The following is an 8,740-nucleotide window of genomic DNA, read 5'->3' on the forward strand; positions in this document are numbered from 1 at the left end:
AAATGATAAATAAAAATAAATTATTATTTTTGTGAAAATAAATTAAAACTATGAAAAAAATAATCAGATCAAGTATTACAGAAATGAAGGCTAAAAGGAATGCCGAAATTCAAAAGCTTTATAATAAGCACATCAAAATTAAAGGCTCACAACGTATGGCAGTGGCTCAATACGTAGCCAATGAATTAAATGTAAATCAATCTTTAGTATTAAGAGTTACAAAATAAATTTATTTAATTTTCATTTGTGACAATTCTATGACAAAAGTATTTAAATATGAGTGTATATTTGTTTCAACAACAAAAAGAAATAATATGAAAACTTACACATTTAACACAGACACAAAAAGTATAAATAAATTACAAAATGAATTAATTTCTTTTGTTCATACATTAAGTTTTAGTGTTCAAGATTTTGCATTTGGCAAAGAAAATGAATTAAATGTAAATGGTAAAATGATTCAATTCAATACAGTTTCAAACGGCTGGGATTTTAGTGATGAGTATTCAGTAATTTCTTTAGAAAAATCAATTTCAAATTTTAAATAAATTCTAAAACGAAAAGATTATGCAAGATTTAAACCCACCAGAAACTTATATCAACTCATACTGGGTTGAGTGTGAAAGCTGTAACGGATATGGTTACACAACCGTATCTGAATGGATGGCTATTGCATCGAGTGCAAAGAAATAACCGATATCACAAACTATGACTGCAAAGATTGTGAAAACACAGGACAAATAGAATGCGTACGATAACCCAACACCGCCAGCACGCAGAAAAGATTCTGCGCGTTTGCGAACTCATTGAGTACGCAGAGCATAAAAAGAAAGCTATTGAAAATTCTTATTATTACAAAATATTTGGAACTTCAAAAGCACAACAAAAGGATCTCGAATTTAGAGACGCAGTAATTAACAGATTAGTAAACTATTTAAATCAATTAAAATGAAAAAAACATTGGCAATATCTCACACCGTTTACCCGAACTATGAAGAAAAGTCTTATTGGTTTGGCGCAATGCCACAACACAAAACCTTTGCAATGGATTCACAATTATTCAATCGCTGGGCAAACTACATCCATAACCAGAATTTAAAACTTAAAGGATGGCACTTAAATAAAGTGCGAGCAGGTGGAGTAGGCTACCAAGATGAGCAAGAAAAAACATTAATGGCTTTTAAGGAATTGTTGAAATAATTTTGTACCTTAGTTAAACCGACTGCAACCGGTATTAAAAAACTAAAAATTGCCTGTTAGGGGGCGAGGCGTTGCAGACTCAAACCCGAAGCAGGCTTTATTTTTTATGTCAGATATACAAATTCACAATCACAAACTGCCAACACTGCAAGAGCTTTACAATGAGCCGGAGCATTTGGCAAAGGTAGATGCCTTACAGGTAATCTTAAACGCGCCACCGCCACCAAGTTGGGTAAAAACCCATCCATTTATTAAAAACTATAAATACCTGCCTATCGATAAAGTAGAGTATTTATTAAAGCGAATTTTTAAATCTTACCGAATCGAGATACTTCGCGAAGGATCATCTTTCAACGGTGTTTTTGTAGTGGTTAGGGTTCATTACCTGCATCCAATTACAGGGCAGTGGGAGTTTCACGATGGTATTGGTGCTGCGCAATTGCAAACCGCATCAGGTAAATCAGCTGCCGATCTTGCGAACATCAATAACGGTGCTTTGTCGATGGCTTATCCTTTGGCAAAAACTGTTGCCGTGAAAGATGCAACGGATAATTTCGGCGACCTATTTGGTGCAAACCTTAACCGTAAAGATACATTAGGATTTACATCTGATACAAAGCTTACCGATGTGATTAATTCTAAAGAAGAAGAGCGTTTACAAAAGCTAATCGAGAAGGCTAATGACTTAATTACTTTGGATTCACTTAAAACTCATTTAACAGATAATTTACAAAATCAATTCGATTTAAAATGGAGACAACTTTCAAAGTAAGAGCAAGCGCTGCAGGTAAAATTATGGGCGCTAAAGGTCTTGGCGAAACAGGTAAAAGCTTTTGCAAACAATGGCTTAAAGAACACCTTTACAAGCGCAGGCCAGAACTAAAATCTAAGTACATTGATAAAGGTAATCGCTTAGAGGATGATGGTTTGACAATGGCAGCATTAGAGCTTAATCTTGGAATGATTTATAAGAATGATGAATTTTTTCAAGACGATTTCTTTTGCGGAACTCCAGACCTTATTCACGATGGAGTAGTTTATGATAATAAATGCTCGTGGTCTTTAGATACATTTCCGATGTTTGAATCAGAAATTCCGAACAAAGATTATTATTATCAGCTTCAAGTGTATATGCACCTCACTGGATGCACTAAAGCTTCGCTGTGTTACACGCTTGTTGATGCAGACTATGATTTAGTTAGTCAGGCAGTAAAATGGCTTACAGATAAGGAATCTATTTATAGGACTATTTCTAATATGGTTTATACTCAAAAAGCTTTTGATGAGTTTAAACAAGAATTTTGCCACGATTCTAAATCTTATTACTTTGTCGAAATCCCTGAATCAGATAGGCTAAAGGTTTTTAGCTTTGATTACGATGCCGATGTAATCGCAAAGCTTCAAGAAAGAGTACAAGAATGCCAAGAATATATTAATTCACTTTTAAATAAATAAAAACGATGTCAAAAAAACCAATGCACGGATCAATCTGTATGACAGATTTATCAAACGCTTTCAAAGCAAAACATTCAGCTTTTAACAAGTCTGAAAAAAACGGTAAACTATACGCTAATATAGCAGTATGGTTAAACGATGAGCCGGATCAATATGGTAATATTTTATCATTCCAATTGAACAGCAAAAAAGATGCACCAGATGAAAAGGTGTATTTCGGAAGCGCAAAGCTCCCTGTTGAGAAAACAAATGAACCTGCACCAACTCCAGACCCTACATCTACCGATGAATTAGGATTCTAATATTAACCAGCCCGGCTAACTACCGGGCATAATTTTAAATTTATGCACTTATCTCACTACGTAGCCGTTGGGCTATCTCATAATCACCTTACAGCATCAATAAAAAAAATTAAAGAATACAGAAATGTAGTCTATTTAGAAAATCAAGTTAAATTTGATGCCTATGCTCACCGTATTTTATTGTTGGTTTCAGAAGAATTTAATCTTTCAATTGATCAGCTAAAGTCAGAATGTAGGCTTTCAGATTACAAGACTGCAAGGCATATTGCAATGTATATCATCCGCAAAAAATACTCGATGCCAATAGCTAAAATTGGTAAATTACTTAATCGGGATCATTCGACAGTTAGCTATTCAATTAGCCTTGTTGATGATTTGTTAAGGTTTGACAAAAAATTTCAAGCTGTTTACTATCCTATATTAGAAAAGTGTAATGTTTAATCACCTACATCAAAAAATAATCCTGGACTACCTGTGTGGGAAGTCACTGGATAAATACGATCCTATTGAAGTGGCAAAAGCTTTATCTAATTACTATGGCTCGAAAGCACATAAAAACTGATGGTAGAGGCGATGCGCAAGAACTTGGCAAAATCCAAGAGTATAAAGCAAAGCCTAAACCTTGGAAAGAATCGCAATGGATGCGGAACTACAGGCTAAACAGGGAACGTGTTTTATGGAAGCTTTATCCTGAATCACGAGCCGAAATTGAACAATACGTAAAAGAAATGAAAGAACAATGGCAAAAACAAGACAAGACTTCACCGATCCAATGAGCCAGTACCATAGCAAAAGGACTGCTAAGATTGTAAAACCTACTGAAAAAGAGTGGAGCATTCAGTTAGCTTTCTGCAAGTGGCTTAGGCTTCAATATCCGGATGTAAGATTTAGAAGCGACATCCAATCAGCTGGTAAGCTATCACCACAGATGCAAAACATTAAAAAGATTCTCGATCCATATCGTGGATGGCCAGATATTATGGTTTACCTTAAACGTGGCGATAGATGCGGTTTAGGGATTGAATTAAAACGCTTAGATAGTGGCTTATGGCTAAAGGATGGTTCACTATCTAAAGATAAGCACGTTCAAGAACAGAATGAGGTTCACGAGTTTCTTAGAGGAATTGGCTGGCACGTGGAATTTGCAGAAGGTTTTGATCAAAGTGTGGAAGTTTTTGAGAGATATTGGAATTTAAAATAATTTTGTATATTTGTAAAACGATGCCGACACATCGTAAACGGAAAATATTTATAGCCTTAATTGGGGGAGAGTTGTCGGACTTGAACCCAGCTAAGGCTTTTTTGTTTTAATTTCATAGATGTTATGAAAGATATTTTATTTCAGTATTATGAAGCTGATATAAAAAGTACAAGACCTTTAGGAATTGTTTCTTTAGAATACTGGATTCAATCTATGGTTAATCCAAAACCTAAATATAAAGAAATATTTGAAAAAATTCATTTAGCTTCACTTAATCAAAATAAAGCTGAAAAGGATATTTTAAAAAGAGCATTGTATTTTTTTACTCCTTCTGTTTTAGTAAAAAATAGAAGGTGTTATGCTGATATAGATACGTTTACCGGATTGCTTACAATAGATTTTGATGGACTTGATCCTGATTATGCAGAAGAATTTAAAACAGCTTTGTTTAATGAGTATAAGTTTATAATTTGCTGTTGGTTATCCGCATCAAAAAAAGGTGTAAGAGCTTTAATAAAAATTCCTATTGCTAAAGATGTAGATGATTTTAAGCTATACTTTAATGCGATTGAGCAAGAGTTTGGAATTTATAATGGATTCGACATAGCTCCTAAAAATTGTGTACTTCCAATGTTTATGTCTTATGATACGGAAATTCTTTATCGGAATGATTATCATACTTTCAATAAAAAATATAAACCAATTGAGCCAACACAAACTGTACAGTATTTTGTAATTAATGACCCAACAACTGTACAAAAGATTGTACAATCTGGCATAAATAAGATTATAGATAATGGTCATCCACAATTAAGAGCAATTGCTTATTCTCTTGGTGGTTATGTTGGCTCTGGTTATTTATCTGAAAGCGAAGCTAATTCATTAATAGGAAGTTGTATAGATTCAAATGGATATCTATCAAGGCAAACGAAAGGTTTAAATATGGCAGATGTTTATAAAAAAACAGCTAAAGAAATGATTTCAACAGGAAAACTAAAACCGCTTACAATACAAAAAAAATAATATGGATAAATTTAAAGATAAATCAAAAGACCTAACATTAAATCCAATAGAGTGGTTTAATTTTTATGGCGATTTTAAAGAGGTATTTAAATATAGTAAAAATCATTACTATATTTCAGATACAGAAGTTGGCTCTTATAAACAAAAACAGGAAGTGCTTTATAGTGTTAATGGTATTTTTGTTGATGTTAAAAAAGAGGATGATCATTTTGATATTCCTAAAGGAGCAACCTTTACAAAGTTTATGCTACTAACTAAAGTTAGATTTAAAAATAACTATTCAGTTGCAATGAATTATGTTTTGTTTAGTTTAATGAATATCGAAATTCCTTTTATTAGAGTTGGTGTAGATTACTTTAAGAAAATAGTTAAACCTACAAGATATGGAGGTCAAGCGACTTTATTAAAGCATTGGAAAAAGGATGAGATAAAACAAGATTATGATAATGGATTTATTAATCGTGTTTATAAATATGATGACTTTACAATCGAGCCTAATAACATTGATTACAATCCGATTATAAATAATTTTTATAATCTTTATTCTCAATTTCAGCATCAAGTTCATCCTGAAATAGTTAAAGAAAATGAAATTGAAACTTCGCTTGATTTAGTTAAACATATCTTTGGTAATAAATATGAAATCGGTTTAAAGTATTTAAAGATTCTTTTTGAATTTCCTAAGCAGATTTTACCTATTATAGTTTTAGTATCTGAAGAGCGTGGAACTGGTAAAACTACTTTCTTAAACTGGATGGATATGATATTTGGTGAAAACTGTGTGGCTATATCGCCAGACGATGTATCACGTGGGTTTAATTCTATTTATGCAACTAAGAATATTATTTTAATTGATGAAGCAGTTGCTGAAAAACAAGCCACAGTTGAAAAGCTTAAAAGCATTGCAACAGCAAAAACAATATCTGTATCTCAAAAGTTTGTTTCTGAATACTCAATTCCTTTTTATGGCAAAGTAATTCTTTGTACTAATAAAGAAACTGATTTTATGAAAATTGATAATGAAGAAATAAGATTCTTTGTTTTGAAAGTTCCGGTTATTAAAAAACTTAACACCAGAATAGAAGATGATCTGTTTAAAGAGATTCCTAAATTCCTAAAGTATTTAACACAGCTTGCTGAAATAGATTTTTCTAAGTCAAGAATGGTATTTACTCCAGAAGAAATTGAATCTGATGCTTTGGAAACGGTAAAAGAAGAAAGCCGTAGTGGTTTGTTTAAAGAACTTTATTTATTTATTGAGGATTATTTCAATAATAACCTAAATATAGATGAGTTTGATGCCACACCAATAGACATAAAAAACAGATTCTTTATAAACAATAATCAGATTTCTGCAAGCTATATTCGTAAGGTTATTAAAAATGAGTACAAATTAACACCGCAAAAAATAAAACGATATTATCCGTTTGGTGAAAGCCTAAAAGAGGCTGTTGGTACTCCATTTACCTTTAAAAAGATACATTTTTCTGAAGATGTAAAAAACATTTTTTACGAGGAACTTATAAACTTCTAATAATCAAGCAGTTATGTTTTGTAAAAAACTAAGCACTGAAAAAAACTAATAGGAAAAAAAAATACATAAAAAAAAACCTATAAACTTTATATATATACTTTTACATTTTTTACAAAATATATAAAATATATAATAATATAAGTTTAAGTATATTTAAAGTGGGTTTTTGGCTTGTAAAAAACTTGTAAAAAACTTGTAAAAAACAGCGATTTGTAAAAAACTTAAAACAAACAGAAAATATGATCCCAGACGAAACATTACAAAAATCATTCACCATCCTCGACAATCTTTCACCGAGTGAGATATTAGACTTGGAACGGATAGCAGAAGAGCGCAGGGAGTTATTTATCCATTGCGCAATTCAATACAATAAGAGTTATCAGAATTTAGAACTAAACAATTTAAAAAACAAAATCAAGAAGTATGACAGATTTAGAAAAGCTGGCGAAAGCACTTCCAGCGATCAAGAATAACGATCATTTAAAAAACTTAAATGAAGTGTACGATAGAAATCAATGGCACGGTGTTTTTAAGTACGTACAGGATACTTATGATGTCCAGCTAATACAAAGTACCAATAAGAAAAATAAATTGATTACAAGGCTTAAAAATGCGTTGAAATGAAAATGATAGAAAAAGCAGAATTTAGCAATGGAGTATTTACAAAACCTTGCGAACTGTTTTCAGATATAATGATTGGCGCTATACATTGTACAGGTCATCCTGAAATCGGTTTACCAAAGTGTAAGTATTGCGAATCGTTTAAAGAGGAAAATACTTATCAATTGCATTTAAGTAAAGAAATTATTCCGATAGTTTCGGAGGTTACTTGCATTAGACCAGGAGCTCAAACTAAATTATTTTAAATTATGAAAGACAACCAAATCACATTAACAGTCCTACAAGCTATGGGCTACAACCTTGCACCAAGTGTAATTGATGCGGTCATTGCTGCGTATGAACTCGCAAAAAAGAATGGTGGTGAAACAAGTATTGATGAAATTATTGAATTAAAGCATGAATTAAATAAATAATTATTTACATTTGCTAAGCAAAACCAAATAAATGAAAAGAAATTTAAAAAATAGCCCCCCGGTAATCTTTGCGGTATCTCATCTCGCTTTTGGTTTTGCTCGCTGGGGGGCTTATTTAATATTATGACTATACACGAAAGATTATTAGCAAAGTTTGGTGAGGACAACCAAAAACTAAAGACAATCGAAGAGATGGCTGAATTAATACAGGCGATTATCAAGGGCACAAACGTAGATGAGGAACTGGCAGATGTTCAAATTATGCTTGATCAAATGAAAATATTGTATCCTAATTGGGCAACTTGGCAGCAGATTAAGTTAAATCACATAGAGCAGAATATCTTATGAGCTACGAATCACAAGCTGAAGAAATATATGAACGTTTCTTTGAGATAACCAAAGATGCTAAACAAGCCAAGCATTGCTCAATCTTTATGGTTACTAACCTAATGAGGCACGGTGTAGATAAATTGTATTGGGCAAAAGTTCTATTAAAATTAGAAGAAACAATTATATGAAAAAATTAATTATATTTGCAGTGTTAGCCATAATGGTTAGCTGTAAGAAAGATGATCCTGTATTGCCAGAGGTTTGTGATATGTGGAAATACACAGAGCGTAGAGTAGTTACTGTATCAACAGGAGTATTTGGTAATTGGGAACCGCATCCTGTAGCACCTACATTCTATTCAAAGAACTGTGGGGATGAAGGTAAGATTATACCGGGCAATACTCATTACCCAGATGGGCAGATACTAACTTACAGATATGTTATAAGAAGAAAAAGGTAAATTAAATAATTAATTTAAATTAATTATGGATAAAAGAAAAAATAATGGCGGTCATGCTACCAATGGTGGCAGAAAAAGCAAAGCAGAAGAGTTGCAGCTTATAGAAAAATTATCACCTTTAGAGCCATTGGCTTTTAAGGCGCTAACTGATGCAATAAAAGATGGCAAAGATTGGGCGGTTAAGTTATTCTTCCAATACAA

At 32.4% G+C, this 8,740-nt stretch carries 18 protein-coding genes; all 18 read left to right on the forward strand.

Annotation, left to right across the window (positions count from 1 at the left end; translation table 11 throughout):
• Nucleotides 1-50 precede the first annotated feature (50 nt).
• The gene (locus ACIQ0D_RS09535) at nt 51-227 is read left to right on the forward strand and encodes a hypothetical protein (protein ID WP_395805032.1); all 177 of its coding nucleotides are present in this window, start codon (nt 51-53) and stop codon (nt 225-227) included.
• Nucleotides 228-314: 87 nt separating this feature from the next.
• Nucleotides 315-548: a hypothetical protein gene (locus tag ACIQ0D_RS09540; RefSeq protein ID WP_395805034.1), complete on the forward strand. Its 234-nt coding sequence runs from the start codon at nt 315-317 to the stop codon at nt 546-548.
• 197 nt (nt 549-745) lie between these two features.
• Complete coding sequence (locus ACIQ0D_RS09545; RefSeq protein ID WP_395805036.1) at nt 746-952, forward strand: hypothetical protein; 207 nt, start codon at nt 746-748, stop codon at nt 950-952.
• On the forward strand, nt 949-1,200 hold the full coding sequence (locus ACIQ0D_RS09550; protein WP_395805038.1) for a hypothetical protein: 252 nt from the start codon (nt 949-951) through the stop codon (nt 1,198-1,200). The genes ACIQ0D_RS09545 and ACIQ0D_RS09550 overlap by 4 nt, the downstream gene beginning before the upstream one ends.
• 106 nt (nt 1,201-1,306) lie before the next feature.
• Entirely contained in the window at nt 1,307-1,972 is a 666-nt protein-coding gene (locus tag ACIQ0D_RS09555; RefSeq protein ID WP_395805040.1) for a hypothetical protein, read from the forward strand.
• Nucleotides 1,951-2,655: a hypothetical protein gene (locus tag ACIQ0D_RS09560; protein ID WP_395805042.1), complete on the forward strand. Its 705-nt coding sequence runs from the start codon at nt 1,951-1,953 to the stop codon at nt 2,653-2,655. Before ACIQ0D_RS09555 ends, ACIQ0D_RS09560 begins: the two co-directional genes overlap by 22 nt.
• Nucleotides 2,656-2,660: 5 nt before the next feature.
• A complete protein-coding gene (locus ACIQ0D_RS09565) occupies nt 2,661-2,957 on the forward strand; it encodes a hypothetical protein (RefSeq protein WP_395805044.1) in 297 nt (98 codons plus the stop codon).
• Between the two features lie 42 nt (nt 2,958-2,999).
• Nucleotides 3,000-3,398, forward strand: coding sequence for a helix-turn-helix domain-containing protein (locus ACIQ0D_RS09570; RefSeq protein WP_395805046.1), 399 nt, complete (start codon nt 3,000-3,002; stop codon nt 3,396-3,398).
• A gap of 95 nt (nt 3,399-3,493) precedes the next feature.
• Nucleotides 3,494-3,733, forward strand: coding sequence for a hypothetical protein (locus tag ACIQ0D_RS09575; RefSeq protein ID WP_395805048.1), 240 nt, complete (start codon nt 3,494-3,496; stop codon nt 3,731-3,733).
• Nucleotides 3,697-4,158, forward strand: a complete 462-nt coding sequence (locus ACIQ0D_RS09580; protein ID WP_395805050.1) for a hypothetical protein — start codon at nt 3,697-3,699, stop codon at nt 4,156-4,158. The genes ACIQ0D_RS09575 and ACIQ0D_RS09580 overlap by 37 nt, the downstream gene beginning before the upstream one ends.
• 123 nt (nt 4,159-4,281) lie before the next feature.
• The gene (locus tag ACIQ0D_RS09585; RefSeq protein WP_395805052.1) at nt 4,282-5,181 is read left to right on the forward strand and encodes a BT4734/BF3469 family protein; all 900 of its coding nucleotides are present in this window, start codon (nt 4,282-4,284) and stop codon (nt 5,179-5,181) included.
• A 1-nt stretch (nt 5,182) separates the two neighbouring features.
• Nucleotides 5,183-6,715, forward strand: coding sequence for a primase-helicase family protein (locus ACIQ0D_RS09590; RefSeq protein WP_395805054.1), 1,533 nt, complete (start codon nt 5,183-5,185; stop codon nt 6,713-6,715).
• 239 nt (nt 6,716-6,954) lie between these two features.
• Nucleotides 6,955-7,188, forward strand: a complete 234-nt coding sequence (locus ACIQ0D_RS09595; protein ID WP_395805056.1) for a hypothetical protein — start codon at nt 6,955-6,957, stop codon at nt 7,186-7,188.
• 147 nt (nt 7,189-7,335) lie between these two features.
• Nucleotides 7,336-7,581: a hypothetical protein gene (locus ACIQ0D_RS09600; protein ID WP_395805058.1), complete on the forward strand. Its 246-nt coding sequence runs from the start codon at nt 7,336-7,338 to the stop codon at nt 7,579-7,581.
• Between the two features lie 3 nt (nt 7,582-7,584).
• Nucleotides 7,585-7,749 carry a hypothetical protein gene (locus ACIQ0D_RS09605; RefSeq protein WP_395805059.1) on the forward strand — a complete coding sequence of 55 codons (165 nt, stop codon included), beginning with the start codon at nt 7,585-7,587 and terminating at the stop codon, nt 7,747-7,749.
• Nucleotides 7,750-7,872: 123 nt separating this feature from the next.
• Nucleotides 7,873-8,097, forward strand: a complete 225-nt coding sequence (locus ACIQ0D_RS09610; protein ID WP_395805061.1) for a hypothetical protein — start codon at nt 7,873-7,875, stop codon at nt 8,095-8,097.
• The gene (locus ACIQ0D_RS09615) at nt 8,094-8,267 is read left to right on the forward strand and encodes a hypothetical protein (protein WP_395805063.1); all 174 of its coding nucleotides are present in this window, start codon (nt 8,094-8,096) and stop codon (nt 8,265-8,267) included. The genes ACIQ0D_RS09610 and ACIQ0D_RS09615 overlap by 4 nt, the downstream gene beginning before the upstream one ends.
• Nucleotides 8,268-8,287: 20 nt before the next feature.
• Nucleotides 8,288-8,539 (forward strand): hypothetical protein, encoded by a 252-nt coding sequence (locus ACIQ0D_RS09620; RefSeq protein WP_395805065.1) that lies wholly within the window; start codon nt 8,288-8,290, stop codon nt 8,537-8,539.
• Nucleotides 8,540-8,740 lie beyond the last annotated feature (201 nt).

Source organism: Daejeonella sp. (genome assembly GCF_044342615.1).
In the GTDB taxonomy this organism is placed as follows: domain Bacteria; phylum Bacteroidota; class Bacteroidia; order Sphingobacteriales; family Sphingobacteriaceae; genus Daejeonella.

What these genes read in the sequence shown, in the direction of transcription:
- ACIQ0D_RS09535 (WP_395805032.1), top strand. Translation starts at nt 51, where the DNA reads ATGAAAAAAATAATCAGATCAAGTATTACAGAAATGAAGGCTAAAAGG.
- ACIQ0D_RS09540 (WP_395805034.1), top strand. Translation starts at nt 315, where the DNA reads ATGAAAACTTACACATTTAACACAGACACAAAAAGTATAAATAAATTA.
- ACIQ0D_RS09545 (WP_395805036.1), top strand. Translation starts at nt 746, where the DNA reads ATGCGTACGATAACCCAACACCGCCAGCACGCAGAAAAGATTCTGCGC.
- ACIQ0D_RS09550 (WP_395805038.1), top strand. Translation starts at nt 949, where the DNA reads ATGAAAAAAACATTGGCAATATCTCACACCGTTTACCCGAACTATGAA.
- ACIQ0D_RS09555 (WP_395805040.1), top strand. Translation starts at nt 1,307, where the DNA reads ATGTCAGATATACAAATTCACAATCACAAACTGCCAACACTGCAAGAG.
- ACIQ0D_RS09560 (WP_395805042.1), top strand. Translation starts at nt 1,951, where the DNA reads ATGGAGACAACTTTCAAAGTAAGAGCAAGCGCTGCAGGTAAAATTATG.
- ACIQ0D_RS09565 (WP_395805044.1), top strand. Translation starts at nt 2,661, where the DNA reads ATGTCAAAAAAACCAATGCACGGATCAATCTGTATGACAGATTTATCA.
- ACIQ0D_RS09570 (WP_395805046.1), top strand. Translation starts at nt 3,000, where the DNA reads ATGCACTTATCTCACTACGTAGCCGTTGGGCTATCTCATAATCACCTT.
- ACIQ0D_RS09575 (WP_395805048.1), top strand. Translation starts at nt 3,494, where the DNA reads ATGGCTCGAAAGCACATAAAAACTGATGGTAGAGGCGATGCGCAAGAA.
- ACIQ0D_RS09580 (WP_395805050.1), top strand. Translation starts at nt 3,697, where the DNA reads ATGGCAAAAACAAGACAAGACTTCACCGATCCAATGAGCCAGTACCAT.
- ACIQ0D_RS09585 (WP_395805052.1), top strand. Translation starts at nt 4,282, where the DNA reads ATGAAAGATATTTTATTTCAGTATTATGAAGCTGATATAAAAAGTACA.
- ACIQ0D_RS09590 (WP_395805054.1), top strand. Translation starts at nt 5,183, where the DNA reads ATGGATAAATTTAAAGATAAATCAAAAGACCTAACATTAAATCCAATA.
- ACIQ0D_RS09595 (WP_395805056.1), top strand. Translation starts at nt 6,955, where the DNA reads ATGATCCCAGACGAAACATTACAAAAATCATTCACCATCCTCGACAAT.
- ACIQ0D_RS09600 (WP_395805058.1), top strand. Translation starts at nt 7,336, where the DNA reads ATGAAAATGATAGAAAAAGCAGAATTTAGCAATGGAGTATTTACAAAA.
- ACIQ0D_RS09605 (WP_395805059.1), top strand. Translation starts at nt 7,585, where the DNA reads ATGAAAGACAACCAAATCACATTAACAGTCCTACAAGCTATGGGCTAC.
- ACIQ0D_RS09610 (WP_395805061.1), top strand. Translation starts at nt 7,873, where the DNA reads ATGACTATACACGAAAGATTATTAGCAAAGTTTGGTGAGGACAACCAA.
- ACIQ0D_RS09615 (WP_395805063.1), top strand. Translation starts at nt 8,094, where the DNA reads ATGAGCTACGAATCACAAGCTGAAGAAATATATGAACGTTTCTTTGAG.